The sequence below is a fragment of the Sphingopyxis sp. SE2 genome, assembly GCF_032227185.1.
GTDB lineage: Bacteria > Pseudomonadota > Alphaproteobacteria > Sphingomonadales > Sphingomonadaceae > Sphingopyxis.
Genome location: NZ_JAPMXW010000001.1, coordinates 2207180 through 2227080 on the forward strand (window position 1 = coordinate 2207180; position 19901 = coordinate 2227080).

Here is a 19901-nt window from a genome sequence, read left to right on the forward strand (position 1 = left end):
GGAACTGCCGGCGCCTAGCGCGCCTCGATCCGCGCGATCGCCGCTTCCATCCGTTCCATGCGCGCCGCCATATCGTCGGCGCCGGCCGCGCCGACCGACACCGGCTGCATGCCGCGGAACACCACCGCCGTGATGCCGTCGGTGGTCTCGTCGACCGAGAAATCCCCTTCCTCGCGCAAGAAGGCCCAGGTCTGGTGCTCGATCGCGCCGAAGATCATGTCGCGCAGCAGCGGAAGCGATAGCGCCCCGTCGATCTCGCCCTTCGCATGGGCTTCCTTGAGGACCTGCATCACCCCCGACACGAAGGCGCGGTTCAGCCGGTAAAGCCGAAGATTCTTGTAATCGGGGTCGGGCCTTAGTTCCATCAGCACGAAGCGCGTCAGCGCGGGCTCGTGGCGGATGATCGAGAGCGCGCGGCGGATCGTGCGGCGGAGCCGCTCCTGCGTACCGGCGACATGGGCAACGTCCTCCTGCTGCCCGAGCAGTTCCTCGAACCAGCTTTCAGCGACCTTGATGAAGAGATCGCGCTTGTTCTCGAAATAGCGGTAGATGGTCCCCTCAACGACCCCGGCGCGCTCGGCGATATCGCTGATCACGCAATTCTCGTAGCCGCGTTCCGCGAGAAGCGCGCGCGCAGCGGCGATGATTTCGGCGATGCGCCGCTCGGGCGGGAGGCGGTTGGCGGGACCGCGGCGCGGCGCGCGCGGCGCCCTGGCAGGCTGTAAACTCGTCATCCCCTACCTATGACGCGCGCCCCGGACCCTGTCGACCGCTTTGTAATGAACTGGCCTCATTAGACCGCCAGCCGCTTTTCCCGTGAAATGGGCGATAGTCCGACACGCCGAGGCACTCGACGGTGACGCTGGTTCAGTGAGCGTCCGGTCGAGGCCGGACACGCCCGCCATCGTGCCGCTCAGCCGAAGGCGCCGCCGGCGCGGCAGGCGTCGCGTTCGCTTTCGGCGACGCCCCAGTCGTGCAGGATCGCGTCGGTGTCGGTCCCGGGCGCGACCGGCGGGCGCGGGGGCCCCGCGGGCGTTCCGAGGAAACGTGGCGCGGGCGCGGGCTGCGCGACACCGTCCACATCGACGATCGCGCCGCGCGCGCGGTTATGCGGATGCTCGCGCGCTTCTGCGAGCGTCAGAACGGGCGCGAAGCAGGCATCGCTTCCCTCGAGCAGGTCGCACCATTCGGCCTGGGTTCTTGTACGGAAGGCGTCGGCGAGGCGGAGCCGAAGCTCGGGCCAGGCCTTGCGGTCGTTCTGCGAAGGGAGGTCCGCTCCGGCCAATCCCATCTTATCGACAAGGATAGCGAAGAATTTCGGTTCGACCGGGCCGATCGCGACACGGCGGCCGTCGGCGGTTTCATAGGTGTCGTAAAAGGGGGCGCCGCCGTCGATGAGGTTGGTGCCGCGCCCGCCGCCCCAGGCCCCCATCTGGGAGAAGGCATATTGCATGGTCAGCAGATGGTTGACGCCATCGACGATCGCGCCGTCGACGACCTGCCCTTTCCCGCTCGCCCGCGCGCTTGTCAGGGCCGCCAGCAGGCCGATCACGAGGTAGAGGGAGCCGCCCCCGAAATCCCCGACGAGATTGAGCGGGATCGTCGGCGGCGCGCCTTCGCGGCCGATCGCGTCGAGCGCCCCCGTGATCGCGATATAGTTGATGTCATGGCCGGCGCTCGGCGCAAGTGGGCCATCCTGTCCCCACCCGGTCATCCGGCCATAGACCAGCGCCGGATTTTCGGCCTCGAAGCTCTCGGGGCCGAGCCCGAGCCTCTCCATCACGCCGGGACGGAAGCCTTCGATGAGCATGTCGGCGCGCCCGATCAGCGCCCGCGCGACGCCGAGGCCTGACGGGTTCTGCAGATCGATCGCGATCGAGCGCTTCGAGCGTCCGAGAAGATCGTAACGGGTCGGAAAATCGACCCCGAGACCCGATTTGCCGGTGCGGTCGATACGGATCACCTCGGCGCCGAGATCGGCGAGCAGCATACCGCAAAAGGGCGCGGGACCAATACCCGCCATCTCGACAACACGGCATCCCGCCAGCGGCCCCATCACACCATCCTCACATGTTAACTGATTTACTAAATCAGTCTTTGCGATGAAATCCGGGGCCGTTGCAAGCCCTAATGACGGGGTAAGGGAAAGCTTTGTCCTACAGGGATCCGGGGCGACGAATCCGCGCCGCGGCTCCGCCGGGAGCGACCCGCCACCGGCGGGTCGCTCTCCAGCCGTCGATCACATCGACCAGCCGACCGTCAGCCCGTAAGTGCGCGGAGCGCCGGGGTAGCCGACGAGCTGCCCCGGCAGCGCGAGCACGGTGCGCCGATAATATTTGTCGGTCGCATTCATCACGAAGGCGCTCACCCGGAAGTCTCCGATCCGGGCGGTCGCGCGCAGGTCGAGCAGGCCGTAGCTCGGCTGGACCGCGAGCGGCGTCGTCGTCCCGTAGATCGCATTGCCTTCGCCCGGCTCGAAAAAGAACTGGCTGAGCAAGGCATAGTCGGCGCGCAGCTGGAGCGAGTTGTCGCCGCCGAACGGGATCGTCCACTGCGCCCCGGCATTGACCGAGTGCACCGGCGCCCGCACGAGCCGCGTGTCGGAAAAGTCGGTCGTCGCGTTGAACGGGAAGCTCTTATATTTGGCGTCGGTATAGGCGTAGCTCAGATTGGCCTCGAAACGGTCCGAAGGCCGCGCGACAAGTTCGAGCTCGAAGCCCTTGATCTCGCTCGTAGCGGCATTGGTGATCAAGGTGGCCGCGCCGCCGCCCGGAACCGCGACGACGCGCAGCACCTGGAGATCCTTATAGTCGTAATAATAGGCCGAGCCGTTGAAGGTCAGGCGGCGATCGAGAAGCTGGGTCTTGAAGCCCACTTCATAGGCATCGAGGCTCTCGGGCTCGAACACGACATTCGCCTGCGCGGCGGAGAAAGGCACATATTGGAAGCCCCCCGACTTGAAGCCCTGATTGTAGCTGGCGTAGAAATTGAGGTCGCGCGTCGGCTGATAGGACAAGGTCACGCGCGGATCGAACGAACTGAACTTGCCGCCCTGCGCGGTCGTGAAATTGGCGGCGACCAGCGGGATGCCTGGCGCGGTGGTCGTGCCGCTCGACACCGCGTCCTTGTCGTCCTCGGTGTAGCGCCCGCCCAGCGTCAGATCGAGCGTGCCCGTGATATGCACCGTCGCCTGCGCGAAGGCGGCGAGGCTCTTGGTCTGGTAGCGCGTCGCCGCGACGTCGGTCTGGCGCGCGCCGGTCAGCGCGAACTTGACGCTGTCGGCGCCGAAATTGAAGGTGTCGACGCGCGTGCTGCGGTCGTCATAATAAAAGCCGCCGACGATCCAGTCGACCGCCCCGCCGAAGGACAAGGGCCCGCTCGGATCGGACGCGAAGCGGATTTCCTGTGTGAACTGCTTGCTCCGCTCGTCGCTCACCTGCTGAATGACGTCGAGCGAGGTGTTGTCGAAATCACGGTCGTCGATCGCGCGGTTGTGCCGATAGGCGGTGATCGAGGTGAGCGTGCCGAGGCCGAGATCCCAATCGATCTTGCCGCTGAAGGTCTCGACATTGCGATCGAGCAGATTGTCGCGGTCGGTGCGCTCGGTGTAGCGGCCGGGCGACTTGACCGGGACCACGCCGGCGCGCGCGAAGAAGACCGCGTTCGGATTGACGATCGTGCCCTCGCTCTTGCCCGAGAAGGAGTAGCCGTCGTCGCGCAGCAGCTCGCCGATCAGGCTGATGTGAATGTCTGCGCTCGGCTCGAAATCGAGACGCAGCCGCCCGCCATAATTGTCGATGCCCTGGGCATGGTTGCCGGTCTGCGGATTCTTCATATAGCCTTCGGAAAAGGTTCGCCAACCGGCGATGCGCCCCTTGACCGTGTCGCCGAGGAGCGGTCCCGAGACCGCGGCGAAGACATTATAGGCATCGAAATTGCCGAAGCCCGCCTCGGCTTCGGCCGCGAAGCTGTCGGTCGGCCCCTTGGTGATGACGTTGATCGCGCCGCCGATGGTGTTGCGGCCATAGAGCGTGCCCTGCGGCCCCTTCAGCACCTCGATGCGCTCGATATCGCGGAGCGCGCCGAGCGTGCCCGCGGTGCGCCCGAGATAGACCTCGTCGACGAACACGCCGACCGACGCCTCGGAGCCCGCGTCGAACTGGCGGCTGCCGATGCCGCGGATATAGAGCTGCGGCCGGGTCGCGCCGGCGCTGCCGCCGTAGAAGCCGGGAACGCGCGGCGCGATCTGGGTCAGGTTGATGATGCCGCTGCCTTCGAGCTGCTCGCTCGAGAAGGCCGAGATCGAGACGGGCACGTCCTGGAGCCGCTGCGAGCGCTTCTGCGCGGTGACGATGATCTCGCCCGGCGCGATGATATTGCCGGTATCGCCGGTTTCGGTTTCGCTGTCCTGCGCCATTGCGGGCGCGGCGCCGAGCAGCGCCACTATCAGGATGGACGCGCCTGCGCCCCGGATCGCCTGTTGCATTATCTCTCCCTTCCCGCCGGCGTCGTTGGCCGGCCTCGTGTCGGGCCGACCGTTCGCTGGCCCGCCTCGGGATGGTGCTAACTGCAGAATCAAAATAATGCAAGAATTGAACAATCAAATTATTTCACTGTTGAAACTTTGCGCTTCATGGCACAGTCACCCCCTTGAGAGGGTGTGATGGCAAAGCAGGACAAATCGGGACAGGACAGCGCCGGCCGCGCCGGCGCGGCGCCGGCAGGCGGGCCCCGCGGCGACGACCAATGGCGTTCAAGCCTCGGGGATCTTTTGTCTTTCTACTATCCGATGCACTACCGGATCGGGATCGACGTCGAGACGGTGATGGGCCAGGGCCGCATCTCGCGAAAGCAGGGCACGATCCTCTGGCTGATCCATTCGCGCGGCGACAAGGATGGGTGGCTGCGCCGCAAGCTGATCGAGGAGCGGCTCTCGGCCTGGTTCGAAATCAGCAATTCGAGCGTGTCCAACCTGCTGCGCGAACTGACCCGGCCGCCGCTCGAGCTTGTGAAGCAGATCGAGAACCCGACTTCGGGGCGCGAGAAGCTCGTCTGCCTGACGCCCAAGGGCCGCGCCTTTCTCGACGAGTCCATCCGCCAGTCGATCGACTATCTGGGGCGTCATCTCGAGCATATCGACCAGACGCAGCTCGATCGCGGCATCCAGTTCTTCAAGCTCGCTTTCCAGCCGCTCAGCAGCGATGCGCCGCCGGCACCCGAAGGCACCGACTGACTACATTCTGAAGACGCCATAATGCGCCGGATCGTCGATCGGCGCATTCAGCGCCGCCGATATCGCGATGCCGAGCGCGTTGCGCGTCGCGACCGGATCGAGGATGCCGTCGTCCCACAGCTCGGACGTCGCATGCCAGGCGCTCGCCTTGTCGGCATAGTCGGCAAGGATCGGCTCGCGGATCGCCGCCGCCTCGGCGTCTCCGAGCGTGCGCTCCTCGCGCGCAAGCTGGCGCATCTTGACCTCGGTGAGCACATTCGCCGCTTGTTCGGCGCCCATCACCCCGACCTGCGCATGCGGCCAGGAGAAGAGGAAGCGGCTGTCGAACGCCCTGCCCGCCATCCCGTAGGTCCCCGCCCCGTAGCTCGCATTGGCGTTCACCGTGAACTTGGGCACCCTCGCCCCCGAGACCGCCATGATCATCTTGGCGCCATCCTTGGTGATGCCGCCGCGCTCATAGTCGCGCCCGACCATGAAGCCGGTGATATTCTGGAGGAAAAGCAGCGGGGTGCGGTCCTTGTCGCAAAGCTGGATGAAGTGCGTCCCCTTGAGCGCGCTTTCGGAGAAGAGCACGCCATTGTTGGCGAGGATGCCGACCTTGTAGCCCCAGATGCGCGCGAAGCCGCAGACGAGCGTCGTGCCGAAGGCGGGCTGATATTCATGGAAGCGGCTGCCGTCGGCGATCCGCGCGATCACCTCGCGCATGTCGAACTGGGTGCGCGGGTCGCGCGGCAGGATACCGTAGAGCTCCTCGGGGTCATAGGCCGGGGGCTCGGCGGCCGCTTCGTCGATCCGCGTCTTCGGCCGCGGCGCGAGCGAGGCGAGGACCTCGCGCGCGAGCGCGATCGCATGGGCTTCGGACGCCGCGGGATAATCGGCGACCCCCGAGACGCTGGTGTGCATGTCGGCGCCGCCGAGCTCGTCGACGCTCACCACCTCGCCGGTCGCCGCCTTGACGAGCGGCGGCCCGCCGAGAAAGACCGCGCCGGTGCCGCGCACGATCACCGAATAATCGCTGAGCGCTGGGATATAGGCGCCGCCCGCCGTGCAATGCCCCATCACGATGGCGACTTGCGGCACCGCGAGCTTCGAGAGGATCGACTGGTTCCGGAAGATGCGTCCGGCATGATAGCGGTCGGGGAAGAAATCGGCCTGGAGCGGCAGGAACCCGCCCGCGCTGTCGCACAGATGGACGACGGGAAGCCGGTTCTCGATCGCGATGTCGAGCGCGCGGACGATCTTCTTCACCGAGTGCGGATACCAGGCGCCGCCCTTCACCGCGGGATCGTCGGCACGGATCATCACCTCGCGGCCGCCGACGATGCCGATCCCGGTCAGCTGACCTGCGCCCGGCACCTCGCCCCCATAAGCGCGGCCCGCGGCCAGGGTGGAGAGCTCGAGGAAGGGCGTGCCGGGGTCGAGCAGCGCCGCAAGCCGCTCGCGAAGCCCCATCTTCCCCTGCCGCGCGAGCCGCTCGCGATCGCGTTCCGGCCGGTCCTCGCGCGCGCTGCGCTGCCGTTCGGCGAGGTCGGCCGCAATGGCGCGGTGGTGCGCGGCATTGGCCGCAAAGTCGGCCGAGGCCGTCGAAATCCTGCTGATGATGCGCCGCATATGTCAGTCCTTCGGCGTGATGGTGGCGAGCGGCGCGCCGCGATCGAACCCCTGTCCGGCCGCGACATGGAGCGCGAGCGCGCCGTCCGCCGGGGCACGAAGGGTCGTCTCGAGTTTCATGCTTTCGATCACGAGCAAGGGATCCCCCTCGCAAACCTCCTGCCCCTCGGATGCGATAAGACGCACAACGAGGCCCGGCATGGGCGCCGCCACGATATTGTTGGCGCCGGCGGCGCCAGCCGCTTCATGAAAGGCGACGGGGTCGACCCAGACAAGCTCATGGATTTGGCCGCCAAGATGGACCCAAAGCCGGTCACCGTCGCGCGCATAGGCGACGGGCCAGCGATCGCCGCCAACGTCGAGCCCGTCCGCCCCCAGCGAAACGAGACGGCCATCGGCAAGCCTCGGCCCCTTCGCCAGCGAAAGCGGGGCGACCATGTCGCCGATGCGCAAATATCCCTGCATCAGTTCCGCCACCTCCCCATCGCAGCGTGCATCTCCGGGACCGCCTCGAGCGCTGCCGCGACGTCGGGAACGGCAAGCGCCGCGAGCGCGCAAAGCGCGTCCAGCGTCTCGGCGCTCGGCGGCGGCTCGGCGGCCAGCCCGGCTTTCTCCGCGATGAGCCCGGTATGCATGCGCCCCGCCGCGACATCGGGATCGGCGAGCAGGCGGCGGAGATAGTTGATGTTGGTGGTCACCCCGAGGAGGGTGAGGCGCGCGAGCGCGCTGTCCATCGCGGCGAGCGCTGCCGCGCGGTCGGCGCCATGGACGATGAGTTTTGCGATCATCGGGTCGAAGGCGGCATGCACCCGTTCGCCTTCGACCAGGCCGGCATCGAAGCGGGCGCCGGCGGGCGGCACAAGGCGAAGCACCGGTCCCGTGGTCGGCGTGAACCCCGCCGCCGGGTCCTCGGCATAGATACGCACCTCGATCGCATGGCCTTCACGCAAGAGACCATCCTGCCCCACCGGCAGCGGAGCACCGGCGGCGATCGCGAGCTGCTGTTCGACGAGATCGACGCCGGTGATCATCTCGGTGACCGGATGCTCGACCTGGAGCCGGGTGTTCATCTCGAGAAAATAGAATTCGCCGCCGCCGCCATAGATGAACTCGACCGTCCCCGCGCCGCGATAGTCGCAGGCGCGGGCGATGCCGGCCGCTGCCTCGCAGATGCGCTGGCGCTCGGTTTCGTCCAGCGCCGGCGAGGGAGCCTCCTCGACGATTTTCTGAAACCGGCGCTGCAGCGAGCATTCGCGCTCGAAAAGATGGAGCGCGCCGCCCTTGCCGTCGCCGAGGACCTGCACTTCGATATGACGGGGATTTTCGACATAGCGCTCGATGAACAGGCGCCCGTCGCCGAAATAGCGCTCGCCTTCCGACCGGGCGGTCGCGATCTCCTCTTCGAGCGTATCGAGATCGCGCACGATGCGCATGCCCTTTCCGCCCCCGCCCGCCGAAGGCTTGATCAGGAGCGGCGCGCCGACCGCGCGCGCATGCGCCGCAAAATTGCCGGGGTCGTCTTCCTCGATGACCGACGGCGCGACGGGAAAGCCGCGCTCCGCAACGAAGCGGCGGGCCGAGATCTTGTCGCCCATGAGATCGATCGTCTCGGGCGCTGGGCCGATCCAGACGATCCCCGCTGCCTCGACCGCGCGCGCGAAGGCGGCATTTTCGGAAAGAAATCCATAGCCCGGATGGATTGCGCCGGCGCCCATCGCCTTGGCCGCGGCGATGATCGCATCACCGTCGAGAAAGGCCGCGACGGGAGTGTCGCCTTCGATCATCATCGTCTCGTCGGCCAGCGCCATGGCCGGAGTCCGTCCGTCGACAGCGTGCGCGACCAGGAGCGCACGCAGCCCTTTCGCCTTCACGGTTCGCAGGATGCGCGCCGCGATCTCGCCGCGGTTGGCCACGAGCACGCTATCGAGAGGATAGGTCATGGCGTCACCTCGAGCCGGACGGGACGGGCAGATCGCCGAGGCGCATGCCGCCGTCGCAGTCGAGGATCGTCCCGGTCACATATCTCGCGGCATCGCTGCACAAAAAGGCGACGGCATCGCCGACGTCGCTGCCGCGGCCGAAATAGGGAAGCGCGAGCGCCGCCTGCACGCGATCGGCGAGATCGCCCTCGCCCGTCAGCCGTGCCAGCCCTTCGGTATCGGCAATCGGGCCCGGCGAGACACCGTTCACCCGAATACCATGAGCGCCCCATTCGAGCGCGAGGCATTTGGTGAGCATATCGACGCCCGCCTTGGCGGCGCAGGCATGCGCCTGGTTGCGCATTGCGCGCTGCGCCTGCGGCGCCGACACGGCGACGAGCGAGGCGCCCGGCCGCGTAAGATGCGCAAACGCGGCCTTGAAGACGTTGAAGGTGCCGATGAGATCTATCTCGACGACGGTCCGAAAGCCGTTGGCGGACATCTCCTCGGCGGACGCGAAGAAATTTCCCGCGGCGCCCGAGACGACGATATCGATTCCGCCGAGGTGGCGCGCCGCCTGCCCGGCGACATCCTCCATCGCGGCCGCGTCGCGCACGTCGCCCGCGATGCCGATCGCGTCGAGACCCTCGGCGCGAAGCCCCTCCGCTGCCGTCGCGATGCGCTCGGGCGTCCGGCTCGCGACCACAAGGCGCGCGCCCTGCTCGCCGAGCCGCTTCGCGATCGCGAGATTGATCCCGCTCGATGCGCCCACGACGAGCGCCTTCTTACCCGACACATTCACTGTTCCGTTGTTCCTCGATCATAGGGGCTGGGACGATGGGTCCAAAGTTCGCCCGAAAGCGCACCGCCACCGTCGATGACCAGCGTTGCCCCGGTCACGAACGACGCAGCCGGGCTTGAAAGAAAGGCCACCGCCTGCGCGACCTCCCAAGGGTCACCCGACCGGCGCTGGGGATTGGCGTTCGCAAAACCGGCACGGGCTTCGTCCGGATAGACGTCGAGACCCGGCGTCTCGATGAGACCGGGGGCGATGCAATTGACGCGGATCGCGTTGGGCGCCCATTCGACTGCCGCCGTCTTGCTCGCGTTGATCACCCCCGCGCGCGCAGCGCTGCTGTGAATGATGCCGGGCATGCCGCGTTCGTTCGACGCGACGATGTTGACGATCGACCCCGGTCGGCCCGCGCCGATCCAGTGCGTCGCGGCGGCCTGCATCATGAGCCAGCTGCCGGTCAGGTTGGTTTCGACGACCGCGCGCCAACCCTTGGGAACGATGTCCGCGGCGGCCTGCGGATATTGCCCGCCGGCGTTGTTGACGAGAGCATCGAGCGATCCGAAACGGCCGGTGACGGCATCGAACAACCGCGCTACCGCCTCTTCGTCGCGGATATCGGTCGGCATCCAGAGGAGGTCGATCCCGTGCGCCGTCATGTCGGCGGCCGCCTGTTCCAGCCGCTCGGCCGAGCGCCCACAGATCGCGACGTGCGCGCCAAGCCGGCCGAAGAGCCAGGCGATCGCCATGCCGATGCCGCTCCCGCCGCCCGAGACCAGCACCGTCCGGCCGGCGAAGAGATCGGGTGCGAGCGCATGCGGCTCGCGCGCGAGCCGGGTCGCCGCAGTGCGCGCGACGCCGCTCATTTGAGAAGATCGGCCGCGATGATGAGCTTGCGCACTTCGGTCGTTCCGGCGCCGATCTCCATCAGCTTGATCGAACGGAAGAGCCGGTTGATCTCGCTCTCCCAGATATAGCCGGTGCCGCCATGGATCTGCACCGCCTCGTTGAGAACGCGGTTGGCGGTTTCCGCGGCATACATCACCGACGCGGCGGTGAGCGCATGGATGCGTCCGCGCCCGCCCTCGCCGTGCGCGATGGCCGTACATTCGGCGAGAACCTGATAGGTGAAGCTGCGCATCGTCTCGATCCAGACGAACATGTCGGCGAGCTTGGCCTGGATCATCTGGAAACCCGCGATCGGCTGGCCGAACTGTTCGCGCGTCTTGGCATGTTCGATCGTGAGTTCCAGCGCGCGCTCGCAGATGCCGAGCATGATCGGCGAGATGATCGCGCGCTCGAGGTCGAGCCCGCTCATCACCACCGCGACCCCCTGATTTTCCCCGCGCAGCCGGTTGGCGGCGGGAACGCGGCACTCTTCGAAGACGAGCTCGGCGGTCTGGCTGCCGCGAAATCCCATCTTCGTCAGTTTCTGCGCGACCTTGAACCCCGGGGTGTCGGTTTCGACGACGAAGGCCGATATGCCCTTGGGACCCGCCGCCATGTCGGTCTTGGCGTAGACAAGGACCGCGTCGGCGACGGGCCCGTTGGTGATGTAGATCTTGCCGCCGTTCAGGACATAATCGTCGCCATCGCGCCGCGCGCTCGTGCGCATCGAGCCGAGCGCGTCGGATCCGGCACCCGGCTCAGTGAGCCCCAGCGCCCCGATCCACTCGCCGCTGAGCAGCTTCGGCAGGAAGCGCGCACGCTGCTCGTCGCTGGCATTGGCATAGACGTTGCCGAGACAGAGATTTTCGTGGACCACCCAGGCGAGCGCAAAGGCGTGGTTCGAGCGGGCGAAAGCCTGGGCAACGAGGCCGGTGGTAAAGATGTCGGCGCCGGTTCCGCCTAGCTCGGCAGGCACGCTGATCCCGAAATAGCCAAGCTTGCCGAGCGACCGAAACATCGCGTCGGGCCACCATTCCTCATCGTCCATCCGGGCCGCGAGCGGCCTCAGCTCCGAGCGGGCACAACGGTCGGCTTCGTCGAAGATCTGCTGATGCTCGGGCGACAGCGCCGTGCTCCACGGCGCCATATCGATTGCATGGCTGGCCAAAATCTTCTCCCCGATCCGTCTTTTGCTGTTGGGCCGTCTCCTATGCAAGATTGTTCAATATCGCAAGTGTTCAAAATTTGCATAATCTGCCGCGCCGCGCATAATGCGGGAGAATCGACAAGAATCGGGAGAGAGATATGACGGCATCGAACTGTGCCTCCGCGCTCGCGGGAGCCCCGTTGTGAACCCGCAAGTGGTAGCGCAGAGCGCGCCGGACCGCGCCGCAACGATCATGGCCGCGACCGGCGAGACGATGACCTATGGCGAGCTCGACAGTCTCGCCCGCAAGGTCGCCGGGCTGCTGCGGAGGCTCGGGTTCGGACCGGGCGATCATCTCGCCATGATGATCGACAACGAGATCATGTACCACCCGGTGGCATGGGGCGCCTGGTATGCGGGGCTCTATTTCACGCCCGTCAGCACGCGCCTGACAGCAAGCGAAGTGGCCTATCTGGTCGAGGACAGCGGTTCGCGGATCGTCATCGCCTCCCCTGCCCATGAGGGTCTGATCGCCGAAATCAAACCGGGGCTGCCGCAGGTCGCGCACTGGATTCTCACCGGGACGGGAGCGGGAGGAACATCATCCTTGCGCACCCTGATCGAGAGCGAGGCCGAACTCGCGGTCGGGCCGACCGATGCCGTCGGCGCCGACATGCTCTATTCGTCGGGCACGACCGGGCGGCCGAAAGGCATCAAGCCGCGCGGCGGTGCCAAGCGCGACGAACCGAACCCCCTCGCCTCGCTTCTGACCCAGCTCTATGGCTTCGACGCCGCGACGCGCTATCTGACCCCCGCCCCGCTCTATCACGGCTCGCCGACCAAATATTCGATGGCGGTCCACCGCGCCGGCGGCACGAACATCATCATGGAAGGCTTCGATGCCGAGGGCGCGCTCGCGGCCATCGACCGCTTCGGCGTAACCCACAGCCAGTGGGTCCCGACGATGCTCCACCGCATGGTTCGGCTGCCAGACGAGACAAAGGCGCGCTACGACCTGTCGAGCCACCGCGTCGCGATCCATGCGGCCGCGCCCTGCCCGCCGGAACTCAAGCAGCAGATGATCGACTGGTGGGGCCCGATCGTCTGGGAGTTTTACGCAGGGTCCGAGGCGGTCGGCTATACGTCGATCGACAGCGCCGAGGCCCTCGCCCGCCCGGGATCGGTCGGCCGCTCGGTCTTTGGCGACCTCCATATTCTGGACGGCGATGGCAAGGCGCTGCCGGCGCGCGAGATCGGCCATATCTATTTCGCCAACGGACCCGCGATGGAATATCACAAGGACCCGGCAAAGACCGCGCGCGCCTATAATGACCGCGGCTGGGTGACGCTCGGCGACATGGGCTGGCTCGATGAGGAGGGTTATCTCTATCTTGCCGACCGCAAGGATTTCATGATCATCACCGGAGGGGTCAATGTCTATCCGGCCGAGATCGAACAATTGCTCGTCATGCACCCCGAGGTCGACGATGCTGCGGTGTTCGGCATCCCCAACGAGGATTTCGGGCAGGAGGTGAAGGCTGTCATCCAGCCAAGGCTCTGGCCCGACGACGAAGCGGCCTTCCAGGACGCGATCATCGCCTATTGCCGCGCGCATCTTTCGCGGATCAAAGTGCCCCGCTCGGTCGACCTCTCGCCCGAACTGCCCCGCCAGCCCAACGGCAAGCTCTACAAGACCGCGCTCCGCGCCGCCTATCTGAAGGAAAGCCAGTCATGACCAGCAAGGCCGATAGCGAGAGCGTCGTCACCGAATATGAGGCGGGGCTGCTCCGGATCAGCCTCGACCGGCCGGCAAACGGCAATGCCGTCACCCCGGGCCTCATCGCCGACCTCATGGGCGCGGTGGCCGAAGCCGAGGATCCCGACGTTCGCGCGGTCCTGATCGCGGGCTCGGGCGCCAATTTCTGCGCCGGGGCCGATCTCAGGCATTTCGCCGGCAAGCTCGACCGCGTCGCGGACGAGCTGCAGGAGATGGCGACCGGTTTTCACGCGATGCTGGAGCGGCTCTACCGCCTGCCCAAACCCGTTGTGGCCGCCGTACAGGGTTCGGCAATCGGCGCCGGCTTCGGACTCGCGCTCGCCGCCGACCTCGTCGTCGCGGGCCGGTCCGCGCGCTTTTCGACGGGATATGCCCGGCTGGGCCTCAGCGCCGATGCGGGCGTCAGCTGGTTCCTGACGCAGGCCCTCGGGCCGCGCCAGGCAGGCGCTCTCCTGATGACCGCGCGCTTTCTTGGCGCCGGCGAGGCCCATTCGCTTGGCCTGATCGACGAGGTTGTCGAGGACGAGGCCCTGCCTGCAGCCGCCGAGGCGGCCGCGCGGGCCTTTGCAGCGGGACCTGGCGGGGCCTATGCGGCCATCAAGGCGCTTACCCGCGCGGCGCGCGGCAACGACCTGCCCGCGCAGCTCGCACTCGAGGAAGCGCATGTCGTGCGCCTCGCGCGCGACCCCGCAGTCGCCGCAGCGATGGCGGCGATGCTGAAGCCGCGAAGCTAGCCGACGATCCGGTCTCATACTTGCGCCGTCCCCGCCGCATCGTGCAAGGTAGCGGGCGAAGGGGACGATGCGTCAATGGAAGAGAGTGAAAAAGGAAGGAAGCGCGCGCGGCGCGCCGGACCGGACGCGTTTGCCGAACGCGTGCTCGGCTATTTCTACCCCGTCCACTACCGGTTCGGCATGGAGATGGAGCAGGCGATGGGCCAGGGCCAGCTCGGCCGGAAGCAGGCTGCCCTTCTCTGGCTCATTCATTCCGAGGCGGGCAGCGATGGCTGGATGCCGCGCAAGGACATCGAGGCGACGCTCGGCACCTGGTTCGAAATGAGCCCGCCAAACGTCACCAAGATCATCCGCGACACGGCCAGCCCCCCGCACGAGATGATCGAGATCATCGAGAGTCCGGGGTCGGGACGCGAGAAGCTGCTGCGGCTGACCCCGAACGGGCGCGAGTTCGTAAGCACGATGATCGCTTCGGCAACGAAATTCCTCACCGGCCGGGTCGGACATATGGATCAGGCCAAGCTCGCTGCGGGACTCGCCTTCCTCGAAGAAGCCTTTGGACAGGAAACCAATTTACCACCTTGAAACTTCCAACTTGGAATCTTACAGAAACTGCATAATATAGCCGGGGCAGCGTCAGGCTGCGCACGGCGAGTCGCATCAGCGACCGCAGGTTCGGGAGAGGTCAGGATGGAATTTCGGAAACTGCGCCGCCGCGCGCTCATGGCCTTGTGCGCGAGCGCCGCTTTCACCCCCGCCGCCGCATGGGCGCAGAGCGACAGCAACGGTGCCGCCTCTCCCGACGACGGTACCATCATCGTCACCGCGCAGAAGCGCGAGCAGCGCCTCCAGGACGTGCCGGTCTCGGTTACCGCCCTCGGCAGCGCGCAGCTCGAAGCCGCGGGGATCGACAGCGGCACCGAGATCGCCCGTCAGACCCCCAATCTTCGCGTCTCGGTGCTCGGCGACGAGAGCCAGCCGAAGTTCGCGATCCGCGGCATCTCGACCCCCGAGTTCAACCTCAACGCGATCTCGCCGACCGGCGTCTTCTACGACGAAGTCTATGTCGGCTCCTCCTTCCTCGGCGGCGCCCAGATCTTCGACATCGAGCGCGTCGAAGTGCTGCGCGGCCCGCAGGGCACGCTGTTCGGCAAGAATACGACGGCGGGCGCGATCAACTTCATCTCGCGCGCACCCACCTTCCGCAACGAGGGCGAGATCAGCGTCGGTTATGGCGAATATGGTTACGCCGAGATCAAGGGCGCCGGCGAAGCGCCGCTGATCGAAGACAAATTGTCGGTGCGCTTCGCCTTCAACGTCGCGCATTCGGACGGCTATATCGAGAATGTGAACCCCGCGGGGCGCGACCTCTCGAACATCGACCGCAAGGCCGGCCGCCTCACGATCGGCTATAAGGACGACAGCGGCTTCGACGCGACCCTGCGGCTCTTCGCGGTCCAGAATGACGCGCGCGCGATCGGCGCGATCAACGAGGGCCTCGGCCCGGGCGGCACCAATGCCTTCGGCCTCAACCCCCGCCTCAATCCGTTCGACGGCACGCCCCTCACCCGTCACCAAGTCGCGACCGACCGCTCCGGCGTGATCGAAGTGCGCGGCCGCGGCGCGATCCTTACGATGAACAAGGATCTGGGCGGCGTCACGCTGACCTCGATCAGCTCCTACATCGGGGGCCGCTTCCTCAACCTCGTCGATGGCGACGGCACGATCGCCCCGCTGCTTCACATCGATTTCGGATCGAAAACCGAGGAATATAGCCAGGATCTCCGCCTCTCGACCAATGGCAGCGGCCCGTTCAACGCGATCGTCGGCCTCTATCACCAGCGCGACGATATCGACATCGAGACGACCTATCTTCTCTTCGGCGGCCCGCCGGTCTTCCCGGTGCTGACCCAGAGCTATGAGCAGGCGCGCCGCTCCTACGCCGTCTATGCCGACGGGACCTTCGACCTGTCCGACGCCCTCGCCGTCTACGGCGGCCTTCGCTACACATGGGACAAGGGCCGGCTCACCAATTTCCAGGTCGCGCCGATCATCCCGATCCAGGCCGACAAAAGCTACCGCGACGGCGAGCCGACCGGGCGTATCGGCGTCCGGCTGAAGCCTGCCGACGACATCATGCTCTACGGCCAGTTCGCGCGCGGATACCGCAGCAGCGCGATCAACGGCGGGGCGCTCACCAACCCCGCCGACCTCAACGTCGCCAATCCCGAAAAGCTCGACAGCTGGGAAGTCGGCCTGAAATCGCAATTGTTCGATCGCATGCTGACCTTCAATGCCTCGGCCTTCCTCTACAAGTTCCGCAACCAGCAGTTCATCAACGTCGTCGGCATCGGTACGCAGCAGCTCGTCAACGCGGGCCGCTCCGAGATCAAGGGCATCGAGATCGAGGCCGCGCTTCGCCCCGCCGAGGGCCTGAGCTTCACCGCCGGGCTCGGCCTCCTCGACAGCGAATATAAGGAGTTGCTGCTCAACGGCGTCGATCTTTCGGGCAACGAACTGATCGAGGCACCGCACCGCACGCTCAACCTCGCGGCCGACTACCGCGTACCCGTCGGCGCCGAGGGCTCGCTGAGCTTCCATTTCGATGCCACCAACGTCACCCGGCAATATTTTTCGGCAACGAACAGCGCCGATTTCCGCGTCCCCGCCTTCTGGGACCTCGGCGCGCGCATTGCCTTCGTCGAGCCGTCGGGCCGCTTCGAGATCGCCGCTTATGCCAAGAACCTCACCGACAACCGCAAGTCGACCGGCATCCAGATCGATCCCTCGACGCTCACCAAATTCTCGACCGTTCCCTATCCGCGCCGCTTCGGGGTCGAACTGACGGCCCGCTTCCGGTGACGGGCGCACCGATCGCGGAGGAATATTTCCGGCTCCGCGCGCGGGGCGGCCACGCTCCGCTCGCGCGGCGCTGGTCATCGGGCGCGCCGATCCGCGCGATCATGGTGGTCGCGCACGGGATGGGCGAGCATGCAGGCCGGTACAAGGCCCCGCTCGAGGCGATCCTTCGCCGCGGCGTCGACGTCGTGGCGATCGACCATCGCGGCCATGGCGAGGATGCCCTCGCGGCCGGCAGCCTCGGCGACTATGGCGAGGGCGGCTTCGACGGTGTCGAGGCGGACCTTCTCGCACTCGTCGAATGGGCGCGCGCCGCAGCGCCCGGCCTGCCCCTCATTCTTCTCGGCCATTCGATGGGCTCGATGATCGCACAGGCACTGGCCATCGATCATGGCGACCGGCTGGACGGGCTCATTCTCTCGGGCTCGGTCGCGGTCGACCATATTCCGGCGGGCGGCGACCCGGCGGGACTGATCGCGGCGCTGAATTCCCCGTTCGAGCCGGCGCGCACGCCGTTCGACTGGCTGAGCCGCGACGAGGCCGAGGTCGACCTTTATCTCGCCGATCCGCTCTGCGGCTTCGGCCTCACCGAGGCGAGCTTCGCCTCGCTCGCGGCCGCGGGACCGCGCCTCGCAGATCCCGGCTCGCTCGCCGCCATCCCGGACGATCTTCCCATCTATATTTTCTCGGGCGACAGGGATCCGCTTCACTGTGTTCTCGGCGGCGTGACGCCACTGATCGAACGCTACCGGGCGGCGGGCAAGACCGTCGAGAGCCGTCTCTACGAGGGCGGCCGCCACGAAATGCTCAACGAGACCAACCGGGCCGAGGTCGCCGATGACCTCTGGCGCTGGCTTTCACTGCTTCTGTCCGAGGAGAAGCGCTGACGCCCGCAGCCAAGCCCGCCGATCGATCCACAAGGAAAAACAGCTGGGAGACGGAACATGAGGAGGCTTATCAGGACGCTCTTGAAGGCGGCGGCGGTCGTCGCTGCCGCGCTGGCCGCCACGCCGGCGATGGCGTGGGATATCTGCTGGTCGAACTGCGACTTCACGCGAACCAAATTTCCGATCGTCCTCGAGCATGGACTCGCGGGGTTCAACGAACTGGGGGGCGTCCTCCCCTATTGGAACGGCATCCCCGAGAATCTGCGATCGACCGGCGCCGAGGTCTATGTGACGCAGGTGAGCCCGTTCAACAGCTCGGTCGTTCGCGGCGAGTCCCTGATCGCGCAGCTCGACGACATTCGCGCGATCAAGGGCAAGCCCACGCTGAAGTTTAACCTGATCGGCCACAGCCAGGGCGGTCTCGACATTCGCTATGTCGCGGCGGTGCGGCCCGATCTCGTCGCCTCGCTCACCACCGTCGGCTCGCCGCACAAGGGATCGGATCTCATCACCTTCGACATCAACGGCCAGCTCATTCCGACGCCGGCCGCCAATGCCTTCAGCGACTTCGTGAGCATGGTCTGGAGTTCGCTCGGCGGCAGTCCCGATCCGGTCAGCGTCGAGGCGGTTCTCAAGAATTTCTCGCCGGCCGGGATCGCGGCTTTCAATGCGAGCTTCCCCGCCGGTATGCCGACGACGCCCTGCGGCCAGGGGCAAGCGGTGACCCAGACCTCCGCCGGCCAGATCCGCAACTATAGCTGGTCGGGCGATGCGCCCTTCACCAACATGTATGACCCGAGCGACCCCGCGATGGTCGCGCTCAGCCTCTTTTACGACGAGCCGAACGACGGGCTAGTCGAGCGATGCGCGAGCCATTTCGGCACGGTCATCCGCGACAATTACCGGATGAACCATCTCGACGAGGTCAATAATCTCTTCGGACTGACCTCGGTCCTCGAGGTCGATCCGCGCACCCTCTATCGCAACCATGCGAACCGGCTGAAGACGGCGGGCCTGTGACGGGAGCGAATGGCAGCGTCCGGCCTCACGGCCGGGCGCTGATGATCGCGGCGGGCGGCGGGCTGCTGCTCGCCGCCATCGCAGCCTGGCAGATCATGGCGAACGGAAGGGGTGACGGGAGCGAAGCCTCCCCGCTCGTGACGCTTCCCGCGAGCGGCATCGGGCCCGGCACGAGAGCCGGCCTCGCCATACCGGCCGCCGCCCGCGCACCACTGCCCTCCTCGCTCGCCGGAACCGCGGTCGACGGAGGGTTCACGATCGACGGGCGCGGCCATTTCGTGCCCGACCGCAATGCACTGCGCGTCTTCGATTATTTCTTGAGCGCGGGCGGCGAAGAGAGCGAGGAGGTGCTGCACGGGCGCATCCTCCTTCACGCGATCAACGGCGGGCTTGCCGACAGCGCGGTCGCCGAGATCGCCGCCGTCCTCGACCGTTATATCGCCTACCGCAGCGCGGCGCGCGCCGCCCTTGCCACCGGGACTGCGGCGCCCGCCGATCTCGGCGCCAGGGTCGCAGCGATGCGAGGCCTGCAGACCATGATGCTCGGCCCCGATCTTGCCAAGGCCTTTTACGGCGACGACGGCGACCTCGCCGACATCGAGTTGCGGCGCATGACCATCCTTCGCAATGCGGCGATGACGCAGGACGAGCGGGAGCGCGCGCTGGCCGCGATCGACGCCGAGCTGCCGCCCGGGATACGGAGTGCCCGCACGCTGTCCGCGGCACCCACGGCGCTGCACCTCAAGGTGGAGGCGCTGCGCGCCGCGGGCGGGTCGGACGCGGATATCGCCGCTATGCGCCGGTCGGAATATGGCGCGGCGGCGGCCGAGCGGCTCGCGGAGCTCGACGGCGCGCGCGCCAGATGGGAGCAGCGCCTCGCTGCCTATCGCCGCGAAGATCAACGGCTTCGCGCGGACCATGGCGGCCAGGGCAATGCGGCCTATCGGCAAGCGCAGGATGCGCTCCGCCAGCGCCACTTTTCCGGCAGCGAGCTCGCGCGGGTGCGCGCGCTCGATGCCGAAGCCCGCTGACC

The 19901-nt window shown here is 66.8% G+C and carries 17 protein-coding genes; 8 read left to right on the forward strand and 9 right to left on the reverse strand.

Translation table 11 applies throughout. The features are described from left to right. Positions 1–14: 14 nt before the first annotated feature. From OVY29_RS10515 to OVY29_RS10525, 3 genes are all read right to left on the reverse strand, one after another. A complete protein-coding gene (locus OVY29_RS10515) occupies positions 15–734 on the reverse strand; it encodes a TetR/AcrR family transcriptional regulator (protein ID WP_167921575.1) in 720 nt (239 codons plus the stop codon). A 179-nt stretch (positions 735–913) separates the two neighbouring features. Next, positions 914–2056 carry a CaiB/BaiF CoA transferase family protein gene (locus tag OVY29_RS10520; protein WP_167921576.1) on the reverse strand — a complete coding sequence of 381 codons (1143 nt, stop codon included), beginning with the start codon at positions 2054–2056 and terminating at the stop codon, positions 914–916. Between the two features lie 183 nt (positions 2057–2239). After that, a complete protein-coding gene (locus OVY29_RS10525; RefSeq protein WP_313911295.1) occupies positions 2240–4486 on the reverse strand; it encodes a TonB-dependent receptor in 2247 nt (748 codons plus the stop codon). 177 nt (positions 4487–4663) lie between these two features. On the opposite strand from OVY29_RS10525, the gene OVY29_RS10530 reads away from it, so the two are divergent. Continuing rightward, on the forward strand, positions 4664–5233 hold the full coding sequence (locus OVY29_RS10530; protein ID WP_313911296.1) for a MarR family transcriptional regulator: 570 nt from the start codon (positions 4664–4666) through the stop codon (positions 5231–5233). On the opposite strand, the gene OVY29_RS10535 is transcribed toward OVY29_RS10530, so the two are convergent. The 6 genes from OVY29_RS10535 to OVY29_RS10560 are packed head-to-tail and all read right to left on the reverse strand — an operon-like array spanning position 5234 to position 11612. Next, the gene (locus OVY29_RS10535) at positions 5234–6844 is read right to left on the reverse strand and encodes an acyl-CoA carboxylase subunit beta (RefSeq protein WP_313911297.1); all 1611 of its coding nucleotides are present in this window, start codon (positions 6842–6844) and stop codon (positions 5234–5236) included. It lies immediately after the preceding gene. Positions 6845–6847: 3 nt separating this feature from the next. Further along, entirely contained in the window at positions 6848–7309 is a 462-nt protein-coding gene (locus OVY29_RS10540) for an acetyl-CoA carboxylase biotin carboxyl carrier protein subunit (RefSeq protein ID WP_313911298.1), read from the reverse strand. Further along, on the reverse strand, positions 7309–8784 hold the full coding sequence (locus OVY29_RS10545; protein ID WP_313911299.1) for an acetyl/propionyl/methylcrotonyl-CoA carboxylase subunit alpha: 1476 nt from the start codon (positions 8782–8784) through the stop codon (positions 7309–7311). Before OVY29_RS10545 ends, OVY29_RS10540 begins: the two co-directional genes overlap by 1 nt. Positions 8785–8788: 4 nt before the next feature. Continuing rightward, positions 8789–9559 carry an SDR family oxidoreductase gene (locus OVY29_RS10550; protein WP_313911300.1) on the reverse strand — a complete coding sequence of 257 codons (771 nt, stop codon included), beginning with the start codon at positions 9557–9559 and terminating at the stop codon, positions 8789–8791. A 2-nt stretch (positions 9560–9561) separates the two neighbouring features. Continuing rightward, positions 9562–10422, reverse strand: coding sequence for an SDR family oxidoreductase (locus OVY29_RS10555; protein ID WP_313911301.1), 861 nt, complete (start codon positions 10420–10422; stop codon positions 9562–9564). Continuing rightward, complete coding sequence (locus OVY29_RS10560) at positions 10419–11612, reverse strand: acyl-CoA dehydrogenase family protein (protein ID WP_313911302.1); 1194 nt, start codon at positions 11610–11612, stop codon at positions 10419–10421. Before OVY29_RS10560 ends, OVY29_RS10555 begins: the two co-directional genes overlap by 4 nt. Positions 11613–11793: 181 nt before the next feature. Here OVY29_RS10560 and OVY29_RS10565 point away from each other — a divergent pair, with 181 nt between their 5' ends. The 7 genes from OVY29_RS10565 to OVY29_RS10595 all read left to right on the forward strand — a co-directional run bounded on the left by OVY29_RS10565 (position 11794) and on the right by OVY29_RS10595 (position 19899). Continuing rightward, positions 11794–13326 carry an AMP-binding protein gene (locus OVY29_RS10565; protein WP_313911303.1) on the forward strand — a complete coding sequence of 511 codons (1533 nt, stop codon included), beginning with the start codon at positions 11794–11796 and terminating at the stop codon, positions 13324–13326. Further along, positions 13323–14102: an enoyl-CoA hydratase/isomerase family protein gene (locus OVY29_RS10570; RefSeq protein WP_313911304.1), complete on the forward strand. Its 780-nt coding sequence runs from the start codon at positions 13323–13325 to the stop codon at positions 14100–14102. Before OVY29_RS10565 ends, OVY29_RS10570 begins: the two co-directional genes overlap by 4 nt. A 75-nt stretch (positions 14103–14177) precedes the next feature. Then, positions 14178–14687: a hypothetical protein gene (locus OVY29_RS10575; protein ID WP_313911305.1), complete on the forward strand. Its 510-nt coding sequence runs from the start codon at positions 14178–14180 to the stop codon at positions 14685–14687. Positions 14688–14792: 105 nt separating this feature from the next. Next, on the forward strand, positions 14793–16964 hold the full coding sequence (locus OVY29_RS10580; RefSeq protein WP_313911306.1) for a TonB-dependent receptor: 2172 nt from the start codon (positions 14793–14795) through the stop codon (positions 16962–16964). Then, the gene (locus tag OVY29_RS10585; RefSeq protein ID WP_313911307.1) at positions 16961–17848 is read left to right on the forward strand and encodes an alpha/beta fold hydrolase; all 888 of its coding nucleotides are present in this window, start codon (positions 16961–16963) and stop codon (positions 17846–17848) included. Before OVY29_RS10580 ends, OVY29_RS10585 begins: the two co-directional genes overlap by 4 nt. A 57-nt stretch (positions 17849–17905) precedes the next feature. Beyond that, positions 17906–18868: a triacylglycerol lipase gene (locus tag OVY29_RS10590; RefSeq protein ID WP_313911308.1), complete on the forward strand. Its 963-nt coding sequence runs from the start codon at positions 17906–17908 to the stop codon at positions 18866–18868. Then, positions 18865–19899: a lipase secretion chaperone gene (locus OVY29_RS10595; protein ID WP_313911309.1), complete on the forward strand. Its 1035-nt coding sequence runs from the start codon at positions 18865–18867 to the stop codon at positions 19897–19899. The genes OVY29_RS10590 and OVY29_RS10595 overlap by 4 nt, the downstream gene beginning before the upstream one ends. Positions 19900–19901 lie beyond the last annotated feature (2 nt).